The sequence below is a fragment of the Bacillus haimaensis genome, from assembly GCF_048270625.1.
In the GTDB taxonomy this organism is placed as follows: Bacteria; Bacillota; Bacilli; order Bacillales; family Bacillaceae_I; genus Sutcliffiella_A; species Sutcliffiella_A haimaensis.
In genome coordinates, this window is sequence record NZ_CP158164.1 from 1,956,406 (window position 1) to 1,982,721 (window position 26,316).

23 protein-coding genes are annotated in these 26,316 nt (G+C 42.7%); all 23 read right to left on the minus strand.

Annotated features, from left to right (window positions below):
- Positions 1 to 16: 16 nt before the first annotated feature.
- Positions 17 to 2,134, minus strand: coding sequence for a polyribonucleotide nucleotidyltransferase (gene pnp / locus ABN702_RS09955; RefSeq protein WP_417900520.1), 2,118 nt, complete (start codon positions 2,132 to 2,134; stop codon positions 17 to 19).
- 362 nt (positions 2,135 to 2,496) lie between these two features.
- On the minus strand, positions 2,497 to 2,766 hold the full coding sequence (gene rpsO, locus ABN702_RS09960) for a 30S ribosomal protein S15 (protein WP_417900521.1): 270 nt from the start codon (positions 2,764 to 2,766) through the stop codon (positions 2,497 to 2,499).
- Between the two features lie 84 nt (positions 2,767 to 2,850).
- Positions 2,851 to 3,840 carry a bifunctional riboflavin kinase/FAD synthetase gene (ribF, locus tag ABN702_RS09965; protein WP_417900874.1) on the minus strand — a complete coding sequence of 330 codons (990 nt, stop codon included), beginning with the start codon at positions 3,838 to 3,840 and terminating at the stop codon, positions 2,851 to 2,853.
- Between the two features lie 57 nt (positions 3,841 to 3,897).
- On the minus strand, positions 3,898 to 4,818 hold the full coding sequence (gene truB / locus ABN702_RS09970) for a tRNA pseudouridine(55) synthase TruB (protein WP_417900522.1): 921 nt from the start codon (positions 4,816 to 4,818) through the stop codon (positions 3,898 to 3,900).
- Positions 4,819 to 4,915: 97 nt separating this feature from the next.
- On the minus strand, positions 4,916 to 5,275 hold the full coding sequence (rbfA, locus tag ABN702_RS09975; RefSeq protein WP_417900523.1) for a 30S ribosome-binding factor RbfA: 360 nt from the start codon (positions 5,273 to 5,275) through the stop codon (positions 4,916 to 4,918).
- A 13-nt stretch (positions 5,276 to 5,288) separates the two neighbouring features.
- The gene (locus ABN702_RS09980) at positions 5,289 to 5,567 is read right to left on the minus strand and encodes a DUF503 domain-containing protein (protein ID WP_204413754.1); all 279 of its coding nucleotides are present in this window, start codon (positions 5,565 to 5,567) and stop codon (positions 5,289 to 5,291) included.
- Positions 5,564 to 7,720 carry a translation initiation factor IF-2 gene (gene infB / locus ABN702_RS09985; protein ID WP_417900524.1) on the minus strand — a complete coding sequence of 719 codons (2,157 nt, stop codon included), beginning with the start codon at positions 7,718 to 7,720 and terminating at the stop codon, positions 5,564 to 5,566. The genes ABN702_RS09980 and infB overlap by 4 nt, the downstream gene beginning before the upstream one ends.
- 17 nt (positions 7,721 to 7,737) lie before the next feature.
- Complete coding sequence (locus ABN702_RS09990) at positions 7,738 to 8,037, minus strand: YlxQ family RNA-binding protein (protein ID WP_417900525.1); 300 nt, start codon at positions 8,035 to 8,037, stop codon at positions 7,738 to 7,740.
- Positions 8,034 to 8,318, minus strand: coding sequence for an RNase P modulator RnpM (gene rnpM, locus ABN702_RS09995; protein ID WP_386637445.1), 285 nt, complete (start codon positions 8,316 to 8,318; stop codon positions 8,034 to 8,036). Before rnpM ends, ABN702_RS09990 begins: the two co-directional genes overlap by 4 nt.
- Positions 8,319 to 8,339: 21 nt before the next feature.
- Positions 8,340 to 9,461 (minus strand): transcription termination factor NusA, encoded by a 1,122-nt coding sequence (gene nusA, locus ABN702_RS10000; RefSeq protein ID WP_417900526.1) that lies wholly within the window; start codon positions 9,459 to 9,461, stop codon positions 8,340 to 8,342.
- A 78-nt stretch (positions 9,462 to 9,539) separates the two neighbouring features.
- A complete protein-coding gene (gene rimP / locus ABN702_RS10005; protein WP_417900527.1) occupies positions 9,540 to 10,010 on the minus strand; it encodes a ribosome maturation factor RimP in 471 nt (156 codons plus the stop codon).
- Between the two features lie 307 nt (positions 10,011 to 10,317).
- Positions 10,318 to 14,628 carry a PolC-type DNA polymerase III gene (locus ABN702_RS10010; protein ID WP_417900528.1) on the minus strand — a complete coding sequence of 1,437 codons (4,311 nt, stop codon included), beginning with the start codon at positions 14,626 to 14,628 and terminating at the stop codon, positions 10,318 to 10,320.
- A gap of 95 nt (positions 14,629 to 14,723) precedes the next feature.
- On the minus strand, positions 14,724 to 16,427 hold the full coding sequence (locus ABN702_RS10015; protein WP_417900529.1) for a proline--tRNA ligase: 1,704 nt from the start codon (positions 16,425 to 16,427) through the stop codon (positions 14,724 to 14,726).
- 523 nt (positions 16,428 to 16,950) lie between these two features.
- Complete coding sequence (gene rseP / locus ABN702_RS10020) at positions 16,951 to 18,213, minus strand: RIP metalloprotease RseP (protein ID WP_417900530.1); 1,263 nt, start codon at positions 18,211 to 18,213, stop codon at positions 16,951 to 16,953.
- Positions 18,214 to 18,226: 13 nt separating this feature from the next.
- A complete protein-coding gene (gene dxr, locus ABN702_RS10025) occupies positions 18,227 to 19,378 on the minus strand; it encodes a 1-deoxy-D-xylulose-5-phosphate reductoisomerase (RefSeq protein WP_417900531.1) in 1,152 nt (383 codons plus the stop codon).
- Between the two features lie 36 nt (positions 19,379 to 19,414).
- The gene (locus ABN702_RS10030; RefSeq protein ID WP_417900532.1) at positions 19,415 to 20,203 is read right to left on the minus strand and encodes a phosphatidate cytidylyltransferase; all 789 of its coding nucleotides are present in this window, start codon (positions 20,201 to 20,203) and stop codon (positions 19,415 to 19,417) included.
- A gap of 18 nt (positions 20,204 to 20,221) precedes the next feature.
- Positions 20,222 to 20,995: an isoprenyl transferase gene (locus ABN702_RS10035; protein WP_417900533.1), complete on the minus strand. Its 774-nt coding sequence runs from the start codon at positions 20,993 to 20,995 to the stop codon at positions 20,222 to 20,224.
- A gap of 129 nt (positions 20,996 to 21,124) precedes the next feature.
- Positions 21,125 to 21,682: a ribosome recycling factor gene (gene frr / locus ABN702_RS10040; protein ID WP_417900534.1), complete on the minus strand. Its 558-nt coding sequence runs from the start codon at positions 21,680 to 21,682 to the stop codon at positions 21,125 to 21,127.
- 2 nt (positions 21,683 to 21,684) lie between these two features.
- Positions 21,685 to 22,407, minus strand: coding sequence for a UMP kinase (gene pyrH / locus ABN702_RS10045; RefSeq protein ID WP_417900535.1), 723 nt, complete (start codon positions 22,405 to 22,407; stop codon positions 21,685 to 21,687).
- A 99-nt stretch (positions 22,408 to 22,506) separates the two neighbouring features.
- Positions 22,507 to 23,388 carry a translation elongation factor Ts gene (tsf, locus tag ABN702_RS10050; RefSeq protein WP_417900536.1) on the minus strand — a complete coding sequence of 294 codons (882 nt, stop codon included), beginning with the start codon at positions 23,386 to 23,388 and terminating at the stop codon, positions 22,507 to 22,509.
- A 131-nt stretch (positions 23,389 to 23,519) separates the two neighbouring features.
- Positions 23,520 to 24,227 (minus strand): 30S ribosomal protein S2, encoded by a 708-nt coding sequence (gene rpsB / locus ABN702_RS10055; RefSeq protein ID WP_204413719.1) that lies wholly within the window; start codon positions 24,225 to 24,227, stop codon positions 23,520 to 23,522.
- Positions 24,228 to 24,386: 159 nt separating this feature from the next.
- Positions 24,387 to 24,869, minus strand: coding sequence for a hypothetical protein (locus ABN702_RS10060; RefSeq protein ID WP_417900537.1), 483 nt, complete (start codon positions 24,867 to 24,869; stop codon positions 24,387 to 24,389).
- Between the two features lie 659 nt (positions 24,870 to 25,528).
- Positions 25,529 to 26,293: a FliA/WhiG family RNA polymerase sigma factor gene (locus ABN702_RS10065; RefSeq protein WP_417900538.1), complete on the minus strand. Its 765-nt coding sequence runs from the start codon at positions 26,291 to 26,293 to the stop codon at positions 25,529 to 25,531.
- Positions 26,294 to 26,316 lie beyond the last annotated feature (23 nt).

The window sequence follows — 26,316 nt, forward strand, 5'->3', positions numbered from 1 at the left end:
TCACCAGGCTCGTTTTTTAAGACATTTGTTCATTCTTTTCTTTTTGCTCTTTAAGGAGAACTTTTCTGGAAAGATTTACTCTTCCTTGTTTGTCGATCTCCATAACTTTCACCAATACTTCTTCGCCAAGCTTCACAACGTCCTCCACTTGTTTCACACGTTCTTCTGCAAGTTCAGAAATATGAACAAGACCGTCTTTGCCGCTGAACAATTCGACGAATGCACCAAACTTCTCGATGCGCTTCACTTTTCCAAGATAGATTTCTCCTACTTGTACTTCACGCACGATATCTTCGATGATCTTTTTCGCCTTTTCGTTCATTGAACTATCTACAGAGGAGATAAAGACCGTTCCGTCCTGTTCAATATCGATTTTAACGCCAGTTTCCTCAATAATCTTATTGATTTGTTTTCCGCTCGGTCCGATTACATCGCGAATCTTATCCGGATTGATTGCCATCATCAAGATTTTAGGAGCATACTGAGAAAGCTCTTTACGAGACTCATTTAGAGTTGCAAGCATGGATTCCAGAATATGCATACGCCCAACTTTCGCTTGCTGTAATGCTTCTTCCAGAATTTCACGGGAAAGCCCTTCAATTTTAATATCCATTTGAAGTGCTGTAACACCTTTAGAAGTTCCTGCAACCTTGAAATCCATGTCTCCCAAGTGATCTTCCATACCTTGGATATCGGATAGTACTGTATAATGTTCGCCTTTTTTGATCAATCCCATTGCAATTCCGGCTACCGGTGCTTTGATTGGAACACCTGCATCCATCATTGCCAATGTGCTTGCACAAATACTTGCTTGGGAAGTGGAACCGTTTGACTCCAATACTTCAGAAACAAGACGAACCGTATATGGGAAGTCCTTTTCAGAAGGCAGGACAGGTTCAAGTGCACGTTCACCAAGGGCACCGTGACCGATTTCACGACGGCCTGGACCTCTCATCGGACCTGTTTCACCAACACTGAATAATGGGAAGTTATAGTGATGCATAAAGCGCTTCTCTTCTTCCACTCCAAGACCATCCAAAATCTGAACATCGCCAAGTGCTCCTAATGTACAGATGCTCAATGCTTGAGTTTGTCCACGAGTAAACAATCCTGAACCATGTGTACGAGGAAGTAATCCAACCTCAGAGGATAATGGGCGAATCTCATCGCTCTTACGGCCATCCGGGCGTACCTTATCTTCTGTGATAAGTCTTCTTACTTCTTCCTTTACAAGCATGCTCAAAATTTCATTTACTTGTTTCAGTGTATCTGCTTCCGCTTCCTGCTCTTCGTATCTTGCAATGACCGCCGCTTTTACTTCTTTAATGGCAGCTTCACGCGCATGCTTTTCAAATACTTGTACAGCAGTTGTCATATCTTCCTCGGCAAGAGCACGGATTTCGTTTTCCAGGTTTTTGTCCACTTCATACAACGCGATTTCAGTCTTTTCTTTACCGACTGCTTTTACAATCTCTTCCTGGAATGCAATGAGGCGCTTGATTTCTTCGTGACCGAACATGATTGCTTCAAGCATCACTTCTTCCGGCACTTCATCTGCCCCTGCTTCTACCATGTTAATGGCATCTTTTGTACCGGCTACAACCAGATTGATATCACTCTTTTCCAATTGCTCCACGTTAGGATTGATGATAAACTCGTTATCAATTCTTCCAACCGTAACTCCTGCAATTGGTCCTTCAAAAGGTATATCAGAAATGGATAATGCCAAAGATGAACCGAACATCGCAGCCATTTCGGAGGAACAGTTCTGATCCACACTCATCACGATGCTGATGACCTGCACTTCATTTCTGAATCCGTCGGCAAACAACGGACGAATCGGGCGGTCAATAAGACGGCTGGCAAGGATCGCTTTTTCACTTGGACGACCTTCACGCTTGATGAACCCACCAGGAATTTTCCCGACTGCATACAATCTCTCTTCGTAGTTTACAGTCAAAGGGAAGAAATCTAATTTTTTCGGTTCTTTTGAAGCAGTTGCAGTGCTCAATACCGCAGTGTCACCATAACGAACCATTACAGCTCCGTTTGCTTGTTTCGCCAATTGGCCAATTTCTACCGAAAGGCTTCTTCCAGCCCAATCAATAGTATAGACTTGTTTGTCTTGTCCCATGAGTTCGTTTAACCCCTCTCTAGCATTTCATATGTATAGGCTTACTTACTTGCTACTTTCCTTCCATCCTATTGGGACATCTACACTAAAAGGCAAGAAGCCAAGTGGTGCAATTTCCAGATAAGGTAAAAGCAACGATCTGAGTAGTGCCTATTTAAAATATTCAATAGTAAAAATAATGCATTTAGTATTATGTATAGTATGAACGAAATAACTACAACATATCAATAGAATTCCGTAATGTATAGGTAAAAAGTTGCCTTTTATGATATATATGGAAAGCCAAAGGTACAACCTTGCGAATAGCCGCTTCTAAAAATACTAACAAAAAAGCGGGAATTCTCCCGCTTTTTCAAAAAACATTATCGACGTAGACCTAATTTTGTGATTAGTTCACGGTAACGAGTTACATCTTTGTTACGTAGGTAAGTTAGTAAGTTACGACGCTTACCAACCATTTTCAATAGACCACGACGTGAGTGGTGATCTTTCTTGTGCGTACGTAAATGCCCGTTTAGGTTGTTGATTTGCTCTGTTAGGACAGCGATCTGAACCTCTGGTGATCCAGTGTCAGACTCATGAGTTTTGTACTCATTGATTAGCTCTTGCTTACGCTCTTGTGTGATAGCCATCCTATTCACCTCCTTATTAGTAAAAACCCCTATTACCGAGCAAGCGTTGGTGATTCGACTTGCCAAGCAATGGTTTTAGTACGTTTAATAGCATACATCTTTTTTCGATAAAAAGCAAGTATCGGGTGTGCTTTTTTGAAAATAGTCCTGTGCCGTCTGCTTGTCCTTTTGGATTTGTGCAATCAGGGCATCAACACCAGCGAACTTCCGCTCTTCCCGTATGCTTTGGTGCCATTCCACAATGACTTCCTCTTCATAAATAGATTCATTGTATTCAAAGAGATGGACCTCAATGGAAGGCAAGGCCTCTTCTTTACGTTCGTGAAAGGTCGGTTTATATCCAATATTGCAGACTCCATGGTGCCATTGACCTCTAACATGCATCCTCACTGCATAGACACCTGTCCTTGGAACAACATAATCGTCTGAAAGCTGAATATTTGCTGTTGGAAAACCAATGGTACGACCACGTTTATCACCATGTCCCACTGTTCCCCTGATTACATAGTAGCGACCCAGCGTATGGGGAAGCTTATCCATTTCCCCCTCTTTGATCTGTTCCCGAATCAGTGTAGAGCTTACTTTGAGGTTATTGGTTGTAAACTTTTCAATGACGGTCTGATTAAATTGCCCTCGTGAATGGAAAGGCAGTGTTTCCATTGTTCCCTTCCCTAAACGGCCATAGGAATAATCAAATCCAGCCACTACATGTTTGATATTGAGCCCAATGATATACTGATCAACAAAGTCCTGAGGCACAAGACCGGCAAATTCCAGATCAAATTTCACCACGTACAGAATATCCACACCCAAGTTGTTAAGAATCTTTATCTTCTCCATCAATGGCGTTATATAACGTACATGTTGAACGGTCTTCCTCAAAACGACGGATGGATGCGGATCTAATGTCATGACGGAAGCTTTCAGATTATGCTCCCTTGCTTTTTCAATGGCAGCCTTTATGACACTTTGGTGACCTAAATGGATACCGTCAAAAAATCCGAGTGCCACGACCGAAGGATCACACTCTTTTTGCTGTATAGAATGAGGATGTTCTAAATAGACAACTTTCATCATAATCACCTAAATCTATCTGTTCATACAGTATGTATGCCAAATTTCTAATTCTCTTTAAAGCCCACTGTCCTGACCGTGAAAAACCTTCTTCGGCTTCATTAATCCCGGTTTTGTCGGATGCTTCATGTAAATGGCTAGGCAGGCATTATTATGGAAAACACTGAAGTACTCCGCTTCACCATCAAACTCTTCAGGAAAGGTGAGGACTGCTCCATTTTGGACTTTCTCTGCTACTGTATCACTTATCTCAAGCTTAGGCAACGAGTTTAACGCATTTTCCATTGGAACAAGGACACTGTCCACTTTATCGTTCACCATCAAAACTTCGAGTTCCTCCAATGTAATCGCCTGGTCAATTTTAAAATTCCCAGAAGCGACTCTGGTCAATAGACTCATATGTGCTGGATAGCCAAGCAGTTCCCCTATTTGGACTGCCAATGTCCTTACATAGGTCCCTTTGCTGCATGAAACTTCAAATGAAAACTTCAAAGTATCGTTCTCATGCTTGATTTCACTTGTTAGAAAAAGGTCGTAGATGGTAATTTTTCTGGAAGGTCGGTCTATTACTTTTCCTTCTCTAGCATATTCATATAATTTTTTCCCATTTATTTTCACCGCGGAGAACATGGGAGGGGTCTGATCTATTTCACCTGTCAGTTCTTTTAGAACCTGCTCTATTTTCTCTTGCGAAATAGATTCAGTTACTTCTTTTTTCTCCACCACTTCACCAGTTTGATCCTCGGTTGTGGTGGAAAAGCCTATTGTTACTTCCCCTATGTATGTTTTTTGTTCAGCTGTCAGGAACTCAACAAGTTTAGTCGCCTTTCCAATGCAGATCGGCAGAACACCTGTAACTTCCGGATCGAGTGTGCCTGTGTGACCGACTTTTTTCGTTTTTAGGATTTTCCTCACTTTGAAGACACAATCATGAGAAGTAAATCCCTTTGGTTTGTTTAAGACCAGAATGCCATCCAAGGGATGCACCCCTTCCTATTTTATTCAGTAGTTTATCAACGTTGAATAGCGCAACAATTACACTTAAAGGATAGACACTTCTGTCTATCCTTTAAGGTTACTCTTCATCATCAGAGTCAGTTCTATTCAATTCATGGATTAAGGTATTGATTCGATTACCATATTCCATGGATTCGTCAAATTCAAAGAAAAGCTCAGGAGTTTTTCTCAAACGAATTCTTCGTCCGATTTCACTGCGGATGAAGCCTTTTGCTTTTGCCAGCCCGATAAGTGTATCCTGTCTTTTTTCATCGTCTCCAAGGACAGAGATAAACACCTTGGCTTGTTGAAGATCGCCGGTAACCTGCACATCTGTAACAGTGACAAAACCTACACGGGGATCTTTGATTTTACGACCAATGATATCGGAAAGCTCCTTTTTCATCTGCTCTCCAACACGGTTTGATCTGAGTGTCATACTTTTCACCCCTTTAAAGCCAATCAAGCGAAGTTTCTGCTCGTTCTATTTCCGGAAAGGAATCCAAATAATCCAAGACTTTCTGCAATTCCTTTTCGGTGACGGATTTAGAAGAAGATATGGATACAATCCCTAGCTTCGTCCGCTGCCATACGTCCTGATGGTCAATCTCCGAAATGGAAATGTTGAACCGCTGCTTCAGTCTTGTGATGATACGCTGAAGCACAGCTCTCTTTTCCTTCAAAGATTGAGCATCATAGATCATACAGTCACATTCTAAATATCCGATCATTTTCTTTCGATTTCTTGCATGACGTACGCTTCGATGATGTCGCCTTCTTTGATATCATTAAAGTTTTTGATCGTTACTCCACACTCATAGTTTGTCGCAACTTCTTTCACATCATCCTTGAAACGTTTTAGAGTATCTAATTCCCCTTCAAAAATGACAATGCCGTCACGAATTAGGCGAATACTGGAATCACGAGTGATTTTACCTTCCGTTACATATGCACCTGCGATTGTTCCAACTTTGGAAACTTTGAAGGTTTGACGAACTTCCACTTGACCGATAACTTTTTCTTCAAATTCCGGGTCAAGCATCCCTTTCATCGCTGCTTCAATTTCTTCAATCGCTTTGTAGATGATACGGTGTAGACGAATGTCAACCTTCTCCACATCAGCTGTACGCTTTGCTCCTGCATCAGGACGCACGTTGAATCCAATTACAATGGCATTTGAAGCAGATGCTAAAATAATATCGGATTCTGTGATTGCTCCAACACCGGTGTGGATGATTTTCACTTTCGCGCCTTCGACTTCAATTTTCTGCAGGGATGCAGCCATCGCTTCTACAGAACCTTGAACGTCAGCTTTGACAATGATATTGATTTCTTTCATTTCACCTTGTTTGATTTGTTCAAAAAGGTCATCTAATGTTACACGAGTTTTCTCGCTTCTTTGCTCTTGAAGTTGTTTTTGGGCACGTGCCTCTCCGACATTACGTGCTTTTTTCTCATCAGCGAAGACCATGAAGTTATCACCGGCTTGCGGCACATCATTAAGACCCGTGATTTCAACTGGTGTAGATGGACCAGCCTCTTTCACACGGCGTCCCAAATCATTTACCATCGCACGCACGCGACCGAATGTGTTTCCAACAACGATAGGATCTCCAACTTTAAGTGTACCTTTTTGCACAAGAAGTGTCGCTACAGATCCTCTTCCTTTATCAAGCTGTGCTTCAATAACAGTACCTGATGCTGCACGCTTAGGATTTGCTTTGAATTCTTCCACTTCTGATACAAGCAGGATCATTTCAAGAAGCGTATCAATTCCCTCTCCGCTTAAAGCAGATAGTGGAACAAATATAGTATCCCCGCCCCATGCTTCGGAAACAAGTCCATGCTCTGTCAATTCCTGCATAACGCGTTCAGGATTGGCACCTTCTTTATCCATCTTGTTTACAGCAACAATGATTGGAACCTCGGCAGCTTTTGCATGGTTGATTGCTTCAACTGTTTGAGGCATAACTCCATCATCCGCAGCTACTACAAGAATGGTAATATCCGTTACTTGAGCTCCACGAGCACGCATCGTTGTAAAGGCAGCATGCCCAGGAGTGTCAAGGAAAGTGATTTTCTTGCCTTCCACCACTACTTGGTATGCACCGATATGTTGAGTGATTCCACCTGCTTCTCCAGCTGTGACCTTTGTGTTGCGGATGGAGTCCAGAAGTGTCGTTTTACCGTGGTCAACGTGACCCATGATCGTAACAACTGGTGGACGTTCTTCTAGAACTTCTTCCTTATCTTCTGTTTCGTAGCCTTCGAAATCAGTTACTTCAAAAATGATTTCTTCTTCTACTTCCACATTGAACTCGCCTGCTACCAGTTCGATTGCATCTTTATCAAGATCCTGGTTGATGGTAGCCATTACACCCAGCATTAAAAGCTTCTTGATGATTTCAGAAGGCTCTTTGTTCAGCTTGTTTGCTAATTCTCCAACTGTCAGGGAACCTGTGAAAGTGATCTTAGAAGGTGTCTCTTTTTTCTTCACTGGTGGTGTTGGCGCTGATTGTGGTCCGCGGTTTTGTTTATTATTCTGTTGTTTCTTCTTGCCTTTTGAAAAATTGTTATTATTGTTGTTATTGTTGTTGAATGGCTTCTTTGCAGGCTTTTGTGCAGAGTTGTTGCTCTTTGTGCCACCTTGTGCGGCCCCCTGGTTATTGGCAGGCTTCTTTGGAGCACTGTTTGTTCCTTGTGAAGCCGCCGGCTTTTTAGCTGTTTCTTGTTTTTTTGTTCCATTCAATTTTTGGATAGTGTCTTCATCTAATGTTGCCATATGGTTTGATACCTCAATATTCATTTCTTTTAGTTTTGTAATGACATCTTTACTTGATACGTTCTTTTGTTTAGCGTATTCGTACACGCGTAATTTCGTCATACATTCACCCCCAAAGATTAATCGAGCAAAGTGAGGAGTTTTTTTGCAAACCCTTCATCTGTGATCGCGATGGAAACTCTCGCGTCTTTTCCTATTGCCCGACCTAACTCGTACCGATCCTCGACCGTTCTGATCGGCACTTCGTAATAACTGCACTTATCATGCAGCTTTTTCATTGTATTGGGAGATGCATCGCCTGCAACTAATACAAGCTTGGCATTCCCCGCTCTGACTTCTTTCACCACCAGTTCTTCCCCGGTGATGATTTTTCTCGCTCTTGTGGCGAGGCCTAATATGGATAACCATTGATTATTCATGATGTTGAATCTTTCTCCGTTTCTACCAGTTGAAGCAATTCATCATACAATGAATCATCAATCGCTACTTCTAGATGTCGGGATAAAATATTTTTCTTTTGTGCAAGAAGGATACTCTCTTTGCTTCTCGCCAAATACGCCCCTCTACCAGACTTCTTCCCTGTCAGGTCAATCGAGACTTCGCCCTCTTTGGAGCGGACAATGCGAATCAGATCTTTTTTCGGTCTCAATTCCTGACTAGCAACGCATTTTCGCATAGGAATTTTTTTGCGACTGTTCACTGGTCTCACCCTCTTTTACGATCATTCTTCCGTGTTCTCATCCTCATAGTAATCATCCATATCTTCCTCATCATTTTTTGATAGGGAAAGGCTAGGATAGATTCCTAATTGTTCTGCTTCAGACTCGCTTTTTATATCAATTTTCCAGCCTGTAAGTTTTGCTGCAAGACGCGCATTTTGGCCTCTTTTCCCGATTGCAAGGGAGAGTTGATAGTCAGGAACGATGACAGTTGTCGCTTTGTCTTCTTCATTTACCTGCACCTCCAGAACCTTTGAGGGACTAAGGGCATTTGCCACGAATTCCACAGGATCTTTGGACCATTTTACGATGTCGATCTTTTCGCCCTTCAGTTCGTTTACAATAGCCTGAACCCTTTGCCCTTTGGGACCTACACAGGCTCCAACCGGATCAACTTCCGGATTATCGCAATGTACAGAGATCTTGGAGCGATCACCTGCTTCGCGGGCAACGGATTTGATTTCGACAGTTCCATCATAGATTTCCGGAACTTCCAATTCAAATAGGCGCTTAAGCAACCCCGGGTGCGAGCGTGAAACAAAGATCTGAGGACCCTTTGTTGTCTTCTCGACTTTTGTTAGGAATACTTTTATTCTATCATGAGGTTTGTAATGTTCATTAGGCATTTGCTCATTTACTGGCAAAAGCGCTTCGATTTTCCCTAGGCTGACATAAATGAACTTAGCGTCCAATCGTTGGACAATACCTGTCATGATATCTTCTTCACGTTCGATATACTCGGAGTAGATGACTCCTCGCTCCGCTTCTCTTACACGCTGCGTGACGACCTGCTTCGCAGTTTGCGCTGCAATGCGGCCAAAGTCCTTCGGTGTAACCTCGATTTCCACAACATCGTTTTCCTGATAGTTCGGATCCAGTCGGCGAGCTTCCTGAACGGAAATCTCAAGACGGGGATCAAACACTTCATCTACGACATCTTTTCTTGCAAATACTCGCATGGTACCTGATTCCAAATTCAGATCCACTCGAACATTTTGTGCTTGATTAAAGTTTCTTTTGTAAGCAGATATAAGTGCAGCCTCAATCGCTTCAATAATTACGTCTTTGCTAATGCCTTTTTCTTTTTCCATCAGAGTCAGGGCATCAAATAACTCGCTGCTCATACAAACATGTCCCCCTTAACATACCTATTCATTCTTTTTAACCTCGACGGCTAGTGTGGAAATAGGTATTGAACCTTTTTAGAATTTCACTGCCAAACGTGCTTTGGCCACTTTCGGATACGGAATTGCCACTTCTTTTTTACGTGTCTTGATTGTCATGGAAATAGTTAGCGTTTCGCCATCAAAGCTTAAAAGGTCACCTTCAAAAGTTTTGAGTCCATCCAATGGTTCGTATGTTTTCACATGCACATACTTGCCGATTGATTTTTCCAGGTCTTCTTTTTTCTTCAAGGGGCGCTCTGCACCAGGAGAAGAGACCTCGAGGAAGTAGTTATGCGGGATAGGGTCCAGCTCATCAAGCTTTTCACTCAACATCGTACTTACTGTTCCACAGTCTTCGATGTCGATGCCGCCATCTTTGTCTACAAACACACGTAAAAACCAAGAAGAACCTTCTTTTACGTATTCAATATCCACTAATTCAACATTCATTTCTTCTGTGATAGGCAGCATTAATTCCTCTACCGTATCTATTACATTTTTGCTCATCTTTTTCCTCCTTCGCTGTAGCGAGAAACGATGTTTTTAAAATCTGAACAAAAGACCCTGCCAAAATTAGCAGGGAATCATAAACAAGCAAGCTTATGTACACCTAAGGCGATGCCGAAAGAATAGTAATTTCCTGGTCGCCGGAAAATGGGGATACAATACGAAAGAGTGGGTTTCCCCACTCTTTGCTAATTACCTGTATATAGCATTTCCAATGTAAATATATCATATCCCTGGTAAATATGCAAATCTTTCTAGTGTTTGCAAAGCATGAACAGTGTTGATTTACAAGGTTTGTTTCAGCTTTTTAGAACAGGGAGAGCTGGTTTTGATCCGGCAGGGAACCAAGGCATCCCTGCTTGTCCAGAAATTCCATGATAGTTTTTGAAACCCTGCCGCGCTGCTGAAGATCCTCTTTGGAAAGGAACTCGCCGTCCTCCCTTGATTTTACAATATTGATGGCCGCATTGGTACCAAGTCCAGGAATGGCATTGAATGGAGGAATAAGTGAATTTCCTTCAATAATGAACTCGGATGCATGTGATTTATATAAATCAACTTTTTGGAAGGAGAATCCTCTTTCACTCATTTCCAGTGATAATTCCAATACGGTCAATAAGGATTTTTCCTTCGGAGAAGCATCCAGACCTTTGGCATTTATTTCTTCAATCTTTTGACGTATGGCTGCCGATCCTTTTACCATACTATCAAGATCAAAATCATCCGCACGGACGGTAAAATACGCCGCATAATACATCAGTGGGAAATGCACTTTAAAGTAGGCGATACGCACTGCCATAAGAACATAGGCTGCAGCATGCGCCTTCGGGAACATGTATTTTATTTTCAGGCATGAATCGATATACCATGCAGGTACATCGTTCTTGATCATTTCTTCCTTGAATTCATCGGACAGGCCTTTTCCTTTACGCACAGATTCCATGATTTTAAAAGCCATGGAAGGGTCCAGTCCTTTATAGATAAGATAAACCATGATGTCATCACGGCACCCGATAACTTCACTCAAAGTACAAGTCTTATTGTGAATTAGTTCTTGGGCGTTTCCGAGCCATACATCCGTCCCATGTGAAAGTCCGGAAATCTGGACAAGCTCGGAGAATGTCGATGGCTTAGTATCCTCAAGCATCTGCCTTACAAATCTTGTTCCAAACTCTGGAATACCAAGTGTACCGGTTTTACACATAATCTGCTCTTCTGTCACTCCGAGTGATTCGGTGCCACTGAAGATTTTCATCACGTAAGGGTCGTCAGTCGGAATCGTCTTCGGATCAATGCCGCTTAGATCCTGCAGCATCCTGATGACGGTCGGATCATCATGTCCAAGAATATCAAGCTTTAGCAGATTATCATGTATGGAATGGAAGTCAAAATGAGTGGTCTTCCATTCCGAGCTTGTATCATCTGCCGGGAACTGTATGGGGGAGAAATCGAATATATCCATATAATCCGGTACTACGATAATACCGCCGGGATGCTGACCCGTTGATCTTCTCACCCCTGTACAGCCTGATGATAGGCGGTCAATTTCAGCTCCCCGAAGAATGAGGTTACGGTCATTTGCATAGCCTTTCACATAGCCGTAAGCTGTTTTATCAGCTACGGTACCGATCGTCCCTGCACGGAATACATAATCCTCTCCAAACAACACTTTCGTGTAATTATGGGCACGAGGCTGATATTCTCCGGAAAAGTTCAGATCGATATCAGGAACCTTATCCCCTTTAAATCCAAGGAATGTTTCAAACGGGATATCATGACCATCCTTTTTGAAAGCCTCCCCACAATTCGGGCAATCTTTATCAGGCAGATCAAACCCTGAACCTACCGAACCGTCGTCAAAGAATTCGGATGTTTTACAGGATGGGCACACATAATGAGGCGGAAGTGGATTCACCTCGGTTATCTCTGTCATGGTTGCCACAAAAGAAGATCCGACAGAACCACGAGAACCTACTAGATATCCATCATCCAATGACTTTTTAACAAGCTTATGAGATATCAAATAGATAACTGCAAAACCGTGCCCGATGATACTTTTCAGTTCTTTTTCAATCCGCTTTTCTACCAGATCCGGAAGATCTTCCCCGTAGATGCTCCGTGCCATTGAATAGCTCATCTCACGAATCTCTTCATCTGCACCTTCAATTTTAGGAGTATACAAATCATCCTTGATCGGTTTAATCTCCTCGGTCATCCCCGCGATTTTCTGCGTATTTGTGACGACAATTTCCTTTGCCTTTTCTTCACCAAGGAAAGAAAAGGCGGAAAGCATATCGTCGGTCGTCTTGAAATGGACATCCGGAAGCTTGTGACGGTTCAGCGGATTTGCTCCTGATTGGGACCTCACAAGAATCTCACGGTGAATCTTATCCTCTTTTTTCAAATAGTGGACATTCCCCGTCGCTACTACCGGCTTTTCAAGTTTTTCACCGAGCTTGACGATATTTGTGATGATTTCCTTTAACGCCTTATCGTTCTTGATCAATTCCAGTTCAATCAGATGATCATAATTGCTTGGGGGCTGCACTTCGATGTAATCATAGAACTCGGCAATACTCTCAACTTCATCCGGTCCTTTTTGCATCATCCCTTCGAATACTTCCCCTTTATCGCATGCGGTCCCGACGAGCAGGCCTTCACGATATTTTTGCAATAATGAACGTGGGATACGAGGTACTCTGAAAAAGTAGTTCATATGGGAAATCGATACAAGCTTAAAAATGTTTTTTAATCCAACCTCATTTACTGCAAGCAGAGTGATATGGGAAGGTCTCGCTCTTTTATAGGCATCGGACTTGCCGGAGTTGTCATTCAGTTCATCATGATAGGTGATGCCGCGCTCCAGGGAGTCCTTCAACATCTTCATGAGTAGGTAACCGGTGGCCTCGGCGTCATAGATTGCTCTGTGATGCTGTGTTAGTTCAATATCAAACTTTTTACAAAGGGTATTCAAACGATGATTTTTTAAATCCGGGAAAAGCAGTCGACCCAGCTCAAGTGTGTCGATGACAGGATTCTTCGCTTTTCCAAGCCCTATCCGCTGGAATCCGATATTCAGGAATCCCATATCAAAGCTTGCATTGTGCGCCACAAGAATATCATCTTCAATCCATTTATAGAAATCCTGCAATACATCACCTACTTCGGGTGCATTTCGTACCATGTCATCTGTAATTCCTGTCAGGTTGATGGTGGTTGCAGATAAAGGGTGATGTGGATTGGAGAATGATTCAAATCGGTCAATGATCTCACCGTCCCTGATTTTGACTGCTGCAAGCTCGATAATTGTGTCGTACATGGCAGATAAACCTGTGGTTTCCACATCGAAAACAACATACGTATCTTCGGCCAGGTTTCGATGGGCTGGGTTATAGGCAATGGGAACACCATCGTCTACGAGGTTCGCTTCCAATCCGTACAATATTTTGACGCCATTCTTCTTTCCGGCGGAATATGCTTCGGGATATGCTTGGGCAACCGCATGGTCTGTTATGGCGATGGCTTCATGACCCCATTTTTTAGCCTGTGCGACCAAGGAAGAAATGGAGCTGACGGCATCCATCGTACTCATTGGGGAATGAAGATGAAGCTCGACCCTTTTTTCACCCTCTGGTGCAGTATCCCTGATTTCTTTGCCTTGGAATTCATTGATATCATTGGCCATCATAACGAGGTCACGAACAAAGGTGTCGTTTTGAATGCTTCCTCGAACTTTAAGCCACATACCTTTTTTCACCGCTTGCAATAAAGGGACATCCTCTTTGTCTCTTGAGAACATTTTTACAAGGATGGAATTGGTATAGTCGGTTATCTTGAAGGTCAACAAAGTTCTGCCGCTGCGAAGCTCTTTCGTTTCGGCATCAAATACATACCCTTGAACAGCCACACGTCTTTCCTCTTCGACTATCTCCGCCAGGGTTTTGATTTCGGCGTCATCCTTGATGGTGTAGCCGATCATTACTGGACCGCTGATTGAACTACCATCCTCTTTGGCGCTATCTTTTTTCTGCATCTCGGTGACAGCGGCCAACGCTTTTTGTTGATCTTCCATCTGTTTTTGTTCAACAAACTGCTGATACTCCTCTTCCGAATGGGAAAGTGTCGTATCAAGCACGAACGTCGGAAAACCAAACTCTTCATATGTTGTACAAATGGTAGTGTTCAATTTTCGTTTGACAGCTATAGCCTCCGCTTCATTCCTGGCAGTCAGTATAAGCTTATTGCCTTGAAGCGTAGGTGCTTGTCCCTTTAATAACATTAATAGCGGCGGGGAACAGCCTTCAAGTTCTTTCAGGCAAACTGGCCAATAGTCTTGTATATATGAATCCTCAAACGAACGGTCCAAGACACTGATTTGAAAGGAAACATTGGCTATATGTGAAAAGCTTTTTGTCAGCTTCATGTAAAATAATTCATAGATGGAAACAGGCAGAACTTTCTGTAGAACAAAATGAAAATGCCATCTTTTGCTTGTCTTCTCTACAGTCAATTTATCTATTCCAGCTTCTGCAAAGTAAGGAAAAATATCATCACTTGTCAAGTCAAGCTGTTGAAGGAGAAGACGAAATCGATCTTTTTTTTCTTGAACTAGCTCCATTACAATGTTTAGACCCCTTTCTCCGTCCCTAATCATTTTTCTAAACATACTAGAAGGTACCTCCAAATGGGGGTACCTTTTTTGTGTATTCACATCTATTGTACTACAGATTGGCGCAGTGTTTGAATTAAATGTTCAACAGATACTTCTTCCATTTCACCTGTTTTTCTCCATTTTACTTCCACTACTTTTTCCTCTGCTTTTTTCCCGACCGTCACACGTACAGGCAAACCGATCAGCTCTGCATCTGCAAACTTGACTCCAGGACGTTCCTGGCGATCATCGAATAGAACTGCAAATCCTGCTTTTTTTAAGTCGGAATAAATTTCTTCCGCAAGTTGTGCCTGTTCGGCATTCTTCACGTTTACCGGTATGACATGAACATCATAAGGTGTAACTGCATCTGGCCATACAATTCCACTTTCATCATGGAACTGCTCAACTACCGCAGCCATAACACGGGATACACCGATGCCATAGCAGCCCATAATCATCGGCTGAGACCTTCCATTTTCGTCAAGATAGGTTGCCCCCATGGCTTCGCTATAACGGGTACCAAGCTTAAATACATGTCCCACTTCAATACCTTTTGCAAATTGGATAACCCCTTGTCCATCTGGAGAAAGGTCCCCTTCCTGAATGAAACGCAGGTCTGTATACTGACTTACGGTAAAATCCCTGCCAGGATTAACATGCTTATAATGATAGCCCTCTTCATTGGCACCTGTCACTGCGTTTACCAAATACTCGACAGCGTGGTCGGCTACAACCTCCACAGATTGAGGTAAATCGATCGGTCCAAGGGAACCGATGGAGCAGCCCATCTGTTCTATCACTTCCTCAGGCGTTGCCAATTCGACAACTGATGCCTGATAGAGGTTCTTTAATTTTACGTCATTGATTTCATGGTCGCCGCGAACCAGTACTACCACGAATTTATCATCCACTTTAAAGCAGAGTGTTTTAATCATTTTGGAATTAGTAACATGTAGGAAGCCTGAAACTTCTTCAATGGTTCTTTTGTCTGGTGTAGACACCCTTTCCAACTCTGCTAGCGCTTCGCCACTTTTTTCATAGTTCGCAACCACTGGAGCCATTTCAATATTGGCAGCATAGGAAGAGTCCGAAGAATAGGCTATCGTATCCTCACCAATTTCGGATAATACCATGAATTCATGCGTATCCTTACCGCCCATTGCTCCGGAATCTGCAATAACAGCACGGAAATTCAATCCCAGTCTTGTAAAGATATTGGAATAGGCAGTGAACATCTTTTCGTAAACATCGTCCAGGCTCTCTTGTGTTGCATGGAAGGAATAGGCATCCTTCATCAGAAACTCTCTTCCTCGTAAAAGACCGAAGCGGGGACGTTTTTCATCACGGAATTTAGTTTGAATCTGATAGAGAGTCAAAGGAAGCTTCTTATAGGATTTCACTTCATCACGTACAATTGTAGTAATCACCTCTTCATGGGTCGCACCAAGTGCAAACTCACGATTATGGCGATCATGCAGTCTCATTAGTTCAGGTCCATAGGAATACCACCGGCCGGATTCCTGCCACAACTCTGCCGCTTGCATAGCCGGCATCAGAAGCTCAACAGCACCTGCATTTTCCATTTCTTCGCGGACGATATCTTCCACCTTTTTCAACACTCTTTTTCCTAAAGGTAGAAAACTGTAGATTCCGCTTGCGTTTTGTCGTATAAATCCTGCTCTTAGCAGCAATTGATGGCTTTTCACTTCTGCATCCGAAGGGACTTCTCTCAGAGTAGGAATAAGCGTCATGCTTTGTTTCATATAAGGGCACCCCATAACTTATGTATTTTACAATAAAAGCAAAGAGAACTTGCATCTTTCTCAAGGATGCAAGTCAATCTCCTTTAAACTATCTTTTTAATATCGAATGTAGCCCGTTGATTTACGCTGCGGACACTTGCTTTCCGCGGGGACGGATGGGAGCCTCCTCGGCTTCGCCTGTGGGGTCTCCCATGCCCTCTACTTTCCCGCAGGAGTCAAGTGTCCTCCGCTACAATCAACTCAGTTTTTTAACATTATTTGCTCTTCAAAGTCCAATTTTTCAAACTTTAGGAAGGCAAATCTTATACTTTGATTCACCCCTGTTGGTTGGAGTGCAAGGCGTGAGACTCCTGCGGGAGCAGCGTGTCAAGGGAGACCCCGCAGGCGCAAAGCGCCGAGGAGGCTCCCGAGGCCGCCCGCGGAAAGCGAACGCCTGGAACGGAGACCAACAGGGTGTTTAATGTCAGCATTCTATCTTTAGCTGAAGCCTATTCTTAAAGCAACAATCTTTACGAAAAGAACCTTATAAAAAGAACTTCTGGATATCATTCCAGGTTACGACTAGCATCAAGAGCATCAGTAATGCAAAGCCGATGAAGTGGACGAGTCCTTCTTTATGGCGGTCAATCGGTTTTCCTCTTACCGCTTCGGCAGCAAAGAACATCAGTCTTCCACCATCCAATGCCGGGATAGGTAGGAGGTTGATGATACCGAGATTGATACTGAGGACTGCAGTCCAACGCATGAGTAGGAAAATCCCTGATTCCGCTACCACTTCGGTTGATTTATAGATGCCTACAGGACCAGAAAGCATATCAATGGAGAATTGACCTGTTACAAGCTTACCAAGACCAGTAATGATCTCTTTTGTCCAAGTATAGGTTTCTGTGGCGGCTTTTGGAATAGCCCCTAGGACGGACTTCTCGGTAGGCATGAATACGCCAATAACTCCCCTTGCCTCTCCATTTTCAGCCTGTTCGGATTTAGGTGTGACCGGAATGTTCATCGATTGCCCGTCTCTTTCAACCAAAAACAACAATTCCTCATTTGCGTTAACTTGGATGATCTTCACAACTTCTTCCCACGTAGACACACTTTCGTCATTGATTGCCAACACTTTATCGCCTTGTTGTAAACCTGAAGCCTGAGCAGCTCCATCAGGCGTCAATTCCCCTATAACGGCTTCGTTGATGTAATAACCCTGGACCATACCCAGAAAGGCGAAAATCAAAAAAGCCAAAATGAAGTTCATCATCGGACCAGCAAAAATAGCCAGTGTACGCTGCATAAGCGTTTTCGAACCGAATTGCCTATCGTACGGTGCATTTTGGATTTCCTGCCCGTCCATGACAAAGTAGGATTCCTTGCTCACCTTATATTCCTTCAAAGTTTCCTCTTCATTTAGCTCGTACCCTCTGATGATAAGTTCACGCTCGAGATCAGCATTTTCAACCTCAATGATCTTGGCATCCGGATACTTATCCTTATTATTGATGACTACCTTATTGACTTCCCCTTTGCCATCGAACATAAGGCCGACATGGTACCCCGGTTTTACCTCAATTACTTCAGGGTCTTCCCCAGCCATCCGGACAAATCCACCGATCGGCAGAAGTCTGATGGTATAGACGGTTTCCTGTTTTTTAAATGAAAACACCTTGGGGCCAAAGCCAATGGCAAATTCGCGGCAAAGAATACCTGCGCGTTTGGCAAAAACCAGATGTCCCAGTTCATGAACAAATACAAGAACTCCAAAGATGATAATAAATGCGATTACTGTATTCACTAGATCTCCACCTCTAATCTGTTAGTGAACGAACAAATTCTCTCGTTTCAAGGTCAACCTCTTTAATGGTCTGCAAATCAGGATTCAACTGGACTGCATGTCGTTTCATGGTCTTATCGATGAGGTCTTCAATGGTTAAAAACTCTATTTTGCCATTGAGGAATGCATCCACAGCCATTTCATTCGCTGCATTTAGTACAGTGGGCATCGTGCCTCCCGTAATCCCTGCTTCATAAGCAAAATGCAGGCATCTGAATCGTTCAAAATCCATCTTTTCAAAATGGAGCTTTCCAAAATCCGTGAGACTCAGTCTTTTTCCTGATTTGTGTTCAAAACGATCCGGATAGCTTAGTGCATATTGGATGGGGACCTTCATGTCTGGCGTGCCAAGCTGGGCCATCACACTTGTATCATGGAATTCCACCATAGAGTGAATGACACTTTCTCTATGTAATACTACTTGAATATCTTCATAAGGGATATCGAACAGCCAGTGTGCCTCGATCACTTCCAACCCTTTATTCATCATGGTCGCAGAATCTATGGTGATCTTTGCGCCCATGGACCAGTTAGGATGATTCAGGGCATCGGCAACTGTTACCCCTTCCAATTCTTTTCTGGATTTATCCCTAAAACTTCCACCGGATGCAGTCAAGATAAGAGATTGGATGTTTTTTTCATTTTCTCCCTGAAGACATTGATAAATTGCGGAATGCTCGCTGTCAACCGGAAGAATCGATACGCCATGCCTCTTGGCCGCAGCCATTACGATGTGGCCTGCTGTAACAAGCGTTTCCTTGTTTGCAAGTGCAATTGTTTTTTTGCACTCAATGGCATGCAGCGTAGGCACCAGTCCTACACTCCCCATCACTGCATTCACGACAATCTCCGCTTCTTCATGTGTGGCAATATCCACTAAACCTTCTTCCCCATAGGAAAAGCGGATTTTACTTGCCGGAAACTGCCTTTTCAATGTATCACAGTCCTCTTTCGATTTCACTGAAACAGCTTTAGGGGAAAAATCCTTGATTATCTCGGCCGCTGCCGGAACATTGCTTCCGACACTAAATGCGACTAGTTGAAATAGATCCGGATGCTGCTTTATCACATCTAATGTTTGAACACCGATCGAACCAGAAGCACCTAATAGACTTATCTGCTTCACAAGCTTTCACTCCTTCATCCACCACTATACAAGCGCTTAGGATATAAAATTATGTATAAAATGTAATAGTGGCAAAACAAACAGCAGGCTATCAAAACGATCTAATATTCCGCCATGTCCTGGGAGTAGATTACCTGAATCCTTAATCGCATAATGTCTCTTCAATGCGGACTCGACCAGGTCGCCCATTTGTCCCACTACAGAAAGTATACTCGCTACTATAATGGTAATGATGAGGCCATGTTCAAACCCTACTGTAAACTGAAAAATGATTGCAACTAAAATTGCACAAAGCACTCCGCCCAAAGATCCTTCGACTGTTTTATTCGGACTGATTTCCGGCCACAATTTTGTTTTCCCCATCGCCTTACCAATAAAATAGGCTCCCGAGTCGGTTGACCAAATTACAACCAAAGCAAAAAACACATAGGCTAAGGAAATGTCGCGGATTTCGATAAAATAAAAGAAACCCATACCTACATAGATAGTAGATAGCAGCGCAAAACCTACATCGTCGAAATTGAATCTATTTTTACTGATGACCGTATAGGTTAATAGCAGCAAGACACCTATAACCAAGAATTCCACTTTCGTAAACTGGAGTTTAGTCGGCATCCATTGGCCTGGGATAAGTAGCACCCACAACAACAGCAAGGATAACACGCCCGGGACACTTGTAATGGTGATTTTCTTCATTCTAAGTGCCTCGTATAATCCGATGGTAGCTAATAAATAAATAAAGAGAATAAATGGTAGATTGCCATAAATCACGATTGGCAAGAACACCGCGGCAGCGATGACAGCTGTAATAATCCGTTGTTTCATTGTATGTCCAACACCTTTTTATATACCACCAAATCTTCTGCCACGCTGTTGATAGCTGCTTATCGCCTCAAAGAGATGACTTTCATCAAAATCAGGCCAAAGTACATCGGTAAAATAGAATTCGGCATAAGCAAGCTGCCATAGCATGAAGTTACTTAATCTAATCTCACCACTAGTACGAATCAGAAGATCTGGATCTGGTAGTTGATTGCTGAAAAGGTAAGTAGAGAACACCTCTTCTGATAATTGTTCCATTGTTAATTTGTTGTCTTGAATATCTGTTGCTGCATTTTTTACCGCACGTAAAATTTCATCTCTGCCTCCGTAATTCAAGGCGAAATTTAGTATTAGACCGGTATTATCCTTTGTTTTTTCCATTGCATTTTCCACAGCCCTGAGGGTGTGTGCCGGCAGATCTGATTTGTTCCCCATCAGTCGGACTTGTACATTTTCCTCCATCAGTTCAGGAAGAAATGTGCCAAGAAACTCTTCAGGGAGCTTCATCAAGAAATCCACTTCCAATTTGGGGCGTTTCCAATTTTCAGTTGAAAAAGCATACATTGTCAGCACCTTGACACCAAGGCTATTCGCGGACTTCGTAATCTTTCTTACCGTTTTCATTCCTTCATGATGCCCTGCCACTCGAGGTAGAGCGCGTTTTTTCGCCCATCTCCCGTTCCCATCCATAATGACAGCGATGTGCTGCGGGATTTGGTGCTGCATTAGTTCCTCTTTGGAAAAAGAGGATTTAGAGGTTTCTTTGCCTCTCCACTCTTGTATTTTCTTCAGCATAAAAATCCTCCATTAAAAATAAACAGACTCGCCAATAAAGGTTCTCCATTTATAGTAACAGTATTAACAAAAAAACCCCCTGTAAACATTAGAGGGTCTTTCCATCTTTCTATTTTACATGTAAATCGCTTAGACTTCCATGATTTCTTTTTCTTTTTCTTTTGTAACAGAATCCACCTTCACAATATAGCTGTCTGTTTGCTTTTGGATGTCATCTGTATAACCACGCAATTCATCTTCTGTAATCTCGCCGTTCTTTTCAAGCTTTTTCAGATCATCATTGCCGTCGCGACGAATGTTACGGATCGCAACTTTTGCTTCCTCAGAAGATTTCTTCACAGATTTAACAAGCTCTTTACGTCTTTCTTCAGTTAATGCAGGGATGGAAATACGGATAACGGTACCGTCATTTGAAGGGTTCAATCCTAAATCCGCCTTGATGATCGCTTTTTCAATATCCCCTAAAGAAGATTTGTCGTAAGGCTGAACTACTAATAGTCTTGCTTCAGGTACATTAATAGATGCAAGTTGATTTACAGGAGTCGGAGCGCCATAATAATCGACAGTCACTTTGTCGAGAATTGCAGCAGAAGCTCGTCCTGCACGGATGGATGCCAATTCTCTGGAATAAGACTGAATCGCTTTTTCCATTCTTTCTTTTGTTTGTGTAATGACTTGTTTCGCCATGATTATTTCCCCCTTACAATTGTTCCGATATTTTCACCTAACACTACTCGTTTAATGTTTCCTTCTTCCATGACAGAGAAAACAATGATTGGTATATCATTATCCATACATAAAGAAGAAGCTGTGGAATCCATTACAGCAAGTCCTTCGCGTAATACATCAAGATAGGAAAGTGTTTCATATTTTGTTGCAGTACTATCGATGGTTGGATCTGCACTATATACGCCATCCACATTGTTTTTTGCCATCAGGATAACTTCCGCCTCGATTTCAGCAGCTCGCAATGCAGCTGTTGTATCTGTGGAGAAGTACGGGTTACCGGTACCCGCAGCAAAAATGACAACACGTTTCTTTTCAAGGTGACGTATTGCTTTCCTTCTTATGTACGGTTCTGCAACTTGTCTCATTTCAATTGAAGTTTGAACACGCGTTTCCACCCCGGCGTTTTCCAGGCTGTCTTGTAACGCTAATGAGTTCATGACAGTAGCTAACATCCCCATATAATCAGCGGAAGCACGATCCATTCCCATTTCACTGCCTACCTTGCCTCTCCAGATGTTTCCGCCGCCAACTACGACAGCCACTTCCACACCCAAATCAGCCAATTCCTTCACTTGAAGGGATACAGATTTTATGACGGATGGATTGATACCAAAGCCCTGGTCGCCTGCTAAAGCTTCCCCACTTAATTTTAATACGACACGACGATATTTTGCTTGAGCCATAATAACCTCCAGGAATACATGTATTTCTTATCTACCTATATAAATGTTTTTAAAAAAGGGAACACAAAGTGTGCTCCCCTACTATACAGAGTTTAACTCTTATTTTTTAACTTGGCTCATTACTTCTTCAGCGAAGTTATCTTGACGTTTTTCGATACCTTCTCCTACTTCGTAACGGATGAATGATTTTACAGTTCCGCCTTTGCTTTCAACGAATTGACGAACTTTCATGTCAGGGTTCTTAACGAAAGACTGATCCAATAGGCAGATGTCCTCGAAGTATTTACCAAGGCGACCTTCTACCATTTTAGCTACAATGTTCTCAGGCTTGCCTTCGTTTAATGCTTGCTCAGTAAGAACTTTACGCTCACGATCAGCTTCTTCAGCAGAAACTTCATCACGGGATACGTATTTAGGATTGATTGCAGCGATGTGCATAGCTACGTCTTTTGCAGCAGATTCATCAGTAGTACCTTCAAGAAGAGTTAATACACCGATGCGTCCACCCATGTGAAGGTATGCACCAAACGCGTCAGCGTCAGTTTTAGTTACAAGTGTGTAGCGACGTAGAGTCAACTTCTCACCAATTTTAGCGATAGCAGCGTTGATATGTTCAGAAACTGCAACACCATTGTCCATTTTTGCTTCAAGAGCAACTTCTACAGATTCAGGTTTGTTTGTGATCAGGAATTCACCCAATTCGTTAACAAGCGTCTTGAATCCTTCGTTTTTCGCAACGAAATCCGTTTCAGAGTTCACTTCAAGGATCACCGCTTCGTTTCCTTTAGTTACGATAGCAGTCAAACCTTCAGCAGCGATACGGTCAGTCTTTTTAGCAGCTTTCGCAATACCTTTTTCACGTAGGAAGTCGATTGCTTTCTCCATGTCACCGTTTGTTTCAGTTAACGCTTTTTTGCAGTCCATCATGCCAGCGCCAGTTTTTTCACGTAATTCTTTTACCATTTGAGCAGTTACAGCCATAGTAATAATCCTCCTTAGTGTATGTAAATCTGATGGAGCGGGGTAAAGTTGATCCACGCTGCCGTCTGGATATTTTCCAAAAAAAAGTGATAAAAGGCTTTCCCCTCTTATCACCTTTTTCTTAAATCAAATTATGCAGTAGTTGTAGCAGTCTCTTCGCCTTGTTTCGCTTCAAGGATAGCGTCTGCCATTTTACCAGTTAATAGTTTTACAGCACGGATTGCATCGTCGTTTGCAGGGATTACAACATCGATTTCGTCCGGATCACAGTTAGTGTCTACGATACCAACGATAGGGATGTTCAATTTTCTTGCTTCTGCAACAGCGATACGCTCTTTGCGTGGGTCAATGATGAATAATGCATCAGGAAGGCCCTTCATGTCTTTAATTCCGCCTAAGAATTTTTCAAGACGCTCTAGCTCTTTCTTTAACATTACAACTTCTTTCTTTGGAAGAACTTCGAAAGTTCCATCTTCTTGCATTTTTTCAATCGCTTTTAGACGAGAAATACGCTTTTGGATTGTTTCAAAGTTAGTTAATGTTCCACCTAACCAACGTTGGTTAACGTAGTACATTCCGGAACGTTCTGCTTCTTCTTTCACAGAATCTTGAGCTTGCTTTTTAGTACCAACGAATAATACTGTTCCGCCGTTACCAGCAAGTTCCTTCACGAAGTTGTATGCTTCTTCAACCTTTTTAACAGTCTTTTGAAGGTCGATGATGTAGATGCCGTTACGCTCAGTGAAGATGAATTTCTTCATTTTTGGGTTCCAACGGCGAGTTTGGTGTCCGAAGTGTACACCAGCTTCTAGTAATTGTTTCATAGAGATTACTGACATGTTATATTCCTCCTAATGGTTTTTTTTCCTCCGTTCACTTCATTTCCAAGCAAAACTGAACGAGTCAGCACCAATGCCGGGATCGGTAAACGTGTGAATTTATAACACCGAAAATAAATATATCACAATCACATTTTACAATCAAGTCGTAATTGCTTATCACTGTCGAATTTTCCACAAAAGCTCTATTTCCGTCTTGCCTTTATCCAATTTCTTTGCAATTTCCTCCATGGAATAGCCTTCTTCGAGGAGAATCGCTACTTGTTCGTAGGTGCTTAGCTCTTCAAACGCTTTTGGCTTTTCGTTATTGTCAATCGAGTCTGATTGTTCACTCCCCCCAAGCAAGGCATTGATATCATCCTGGGTGATTTCAGGCTCCTTTTCGTCGATTGAACGTTCTGTGGTGTTCCTTGGCTGCTCTTTCACCACTTTATTACGTTCAGGAAGCTTCGCTAGAAAAGCTTCGTTCTCTTCCTTCAGTTCATAAACATAGGAACCTATCGTTTCTTCCGCCTCTTTCAGCAGCTTATGATAATCCTGTTCCAGCTGCTGGATATTAGAAAATTTAATATATAGGATGATAACAAGAAAAATGGCCAATAAGCTTACGGCGAAGTTAATCACCAAGAATAGAGTTGTCAAAAGTAACACGCTCCTTTCACTTCATATCATAGATGGAGCCGATTGCGTTATTAAATGAACACAACCGGCTTTGGGATTTTGCACTTTTTATTTTATATTAGGCTGTTTTCGCATTCATTGCTACTAGTTTAATAAAATGGCCCCTTCAAATGTAGCCGTTGATTTCCGCTGCGGACACTTGCTTTCCGCTGGGACGGATGGGAGCCTCCTCGGCTTCGCCTGTGGGGTCTCCCATACCCTCTACTCTCCCGCAGGAGTCAAGTGTCCTCCGCTACAATCAACTCAGTTTTTTAACATTATTTGCTCTACTGAAATGAAAAAATAAGACAAAGTCCAATTTTCCAAACTTTAGAAAGGCAAATCTTATACTTTTGAGTCACCCCTGTTGGTTGGAGTGGAAGGCGTGAGACTCCTGCGGGAGCAGCGTGTCAAGGGAGACCCCGCAGGCGCAAAGCGCCAAGGAGGCTCCCGAGGCCGCCCGCGGAAAGCGAACGCCTGGAACGGAGACCAACAGGGTGTTTATTGTTCACATGTTATCTTTAGTCCAGCTCTCTATACGTAAAACAACAATCTTTACGAAAATAACCTTAGATTTTGAACAAATTGATGTTGCCCCCCTGCTGCGGAAACCAGCAGGGGAGTTACGAAGTGCCATCACATTAAATCATGGCCGTCAATTCTTTGCGCAATTTAAAGATTGCTTTGGAATGTATCTGCGAAATCCTGGAGGTTGTTAGGCCAAGTACTTGTCCGATCTCCGTCAACGTCAGTTCTTCTTTATAGAATAGACTAATGACCAGCTTTTCATTGTCATTCAGTTTTTCAATCTGGTCGATCAGTTGCTGGATCGCTTCAGATTTCAACAGTTCCTGTTCAGGGGAAATGCTTGATTCATCTTTCAAAGCAAAGGTTTGATGGGTGGAATCATCTTGTTCCTTCGGCATATCATCAATGGATAGAACGTTGGAAAAGAACACCTCATGAGTAATAGCGGCTACTTCCTCCTCAGGCATGCAAAGCTCCTCCGCCAGTTCCTGCAGCGTGGCATTCCGCATGAGCGTCTGCTCCAACCTTTCGACTGCCGCTTCAATCCGTTTGGACTTTTCGCGCAGACTTCTTGGAAGCCAGTCTTCTTTTCTTAATCCGTCAATGATGGAGCCGCGAATCCGGAAAGAGGCATAGGTGTCAAACTTCAGGTCCCTGGTGGGGTCGAATTTTTCTATAGCATCAAATAAGCCGACCAATGCCAAGCTTTTTAGTTCTTCTCTTTTTACATTTTTGGGTAGGCCTGTTGCGATACGCTGAACATGATAGTGGACAAGTGGCATATATTTCTTCACTAGATAATCGCCTGCATCCTGATCTTTTTTCGTTTTCCAAAGATCCCAGTAGCTTGATTCCTTGCTGGATGATATTGTACTCATGGCTTTCCCCCCTTTATTGCCGT